The 1,737-nt window shown below is 59.5% G+C and carries 1 protein-coding gene and 1 pseudogene; both read right to left on the bottom strand.

What is annotated here, in order from left to right:
- On the bottom strand, nt 1-1,058 hold a 1,058-nt coding region (locus QD357_RS32040), incomplete at its 3' end, for an ATP-dependent nuclease (RefSeq protein ID WP_414126040.1).
- 163 nt (nt 1,059-1,221) lie between these two features.
- Nucleotides 1,222-1,737: pseudogene (locus tag QD357_RS32045) on the bottom strand (hypothetical protein); the annotation flags it as partial.

The following is a 1,737-nucleotide window of genomic DNA, read 5'->3' on the forward strand; positions in this document are numbered from 1 at the left end:
GGCTGGAACTGCTCGATCACATAGGGGGAGTGTGAGGTGAAKAGGGCTTGGGCTGCGATGCCTCTGACCTTGTCGACGACGCGCTTCTGCACGTGGGGTGGAAGTGAGAGTTCGGGCTCCTCCATCGCAAAGATGACGCGACCGTTGCGACGCTCGGCGATCAGCCCCAGCATGGCGAGCACCAGCGCGTTGATCGTCCCTGAGCCTTGATGCTGGAAGGGAGCGGCATAACCGGGAACACCGGTCGCGAGGAAGGATTTCAGGACGCGCCGCAGATCCTCGCGCGTCAATTCCGAGACGCGAAGATGAGGCGCATCGGCCCATTCGCCCGGGACGATGTMGCGCATAGCGTCGCGAATGGCGGTCAGAATGCGGCCGAACTCAGGGTCGTTGGCGCCGACGACATCGAGGTMGCGGAGCTGCCGCAGCAGCCCTTCCCACATGCGGGTACGCACTTCGTAGGTCTTGAGAATGATGTCCAGGAGCGAGCCACGTTMCATCKAGAGCGCTCGGTTCCCGGTTCGCAGTGCGCGAAGGTGAAGAAAGCCGAATTCGCGTTTGTCGCTGGAACGGCACTCATTGATGGATGTGCCGTCCTCATGCCGTGGCACGGCGAACCATGTCTTGGCGGTGAAGTCATCGTTCTCCGGGTCGTAGGCCCCTTCGAAGCGGATGCGGACCGCGGGCTCGATGCCGGGCTGGCCAAGATTTACTCCCTGACCGGCCCCGAGGAGCGAGCGGTCGGCCTGCCGCYAGAATTCKAGATTGTTGCGGAACTTCGTGCAGTGCTGCTCATCCAAGGCTGCAATGACAACTTCAACCTTGATGTGTTTTTGTAGAGCGCCCTCCACGGGCAAATAATCGCCGCCGTAAAAGTCGTGCTCGTCGATGGCTTGCGTCCGGGCCAATCGGTCTGCGCCGATGGCGAGTTCTATCGCCTCGAATACTGTTGAWTTCCCGGTATTKTTGTCGCCGAGCAGGACGGATGTTCCAGAAAAATGGACCTCGGCCTGCTTAATTCCCCGAAAATTCTCGATTTGAACMCGAGCGATGCGCACAATACCCCCCGAAAGCCCCGCCTAGTTGTGATTCTATCAATAGCATTCCGCACCGAGCTTGTCCGACGTGACTAAGTAATCAATGCGGCATTTGCACTCTATGAGAGTGTAATTTTGATCACGGCGAAAGGTTTTGCTAGACGGAGAAAGTCACGATCTAACCCTAGAGTACGAAAGTCTGCCGCGGCCCAGGCCAATCGTCGTTCTCCATTTGAAGGGCGAGATCCGCGCTGGCGATGCGCCGCAAGCTCGATGCCGCGATGAACTGTACACCCAAAGCGAGCTTGACGACCTGCAGCCGCTTCAAGCCTGCAGGCTTGTATCGGCTTTCGACATAGGGCGGCAGCGCGGCAACAACGGCTTGGACACGCGCGTCGTCGCGATGTGGCCGCGTGCCCGCCATKCGGAGGGCAAGCAGCGACAGATTGTGCCCGTCCTTTCCTCTCCTGAAGGACTGAGGGTCAACACCGTCCCAGACGAGAGCCGCTTTCATCGAGAGTTCCGCGACCATGCAAATCGGCTGAATGACAGAGTCATGGCTGAACGTCGTCGGCATMGTGTYCGCCACGTCTTCGATGTTCGATCGCGCCATGCGCCAGAGCGTGATCGCCGCCGGAGCGCCGTGCTCAACTTCATTCAAGCCCATGGTGAGATCATGGAGGTCAGCGACCGCGAGAGC

The sequence above is a fragment of the Rhizobium sp. BR 317 genome (assembly GCF_047445835.1).
In the GTDB taxonomy this organism is placed as follows: Bacteria; Pseudomonadota; Alphaproteobacteria; order Rhizobiales; family Rhizobiaceae; genus Rhizobium; species Rhizobium paranaense.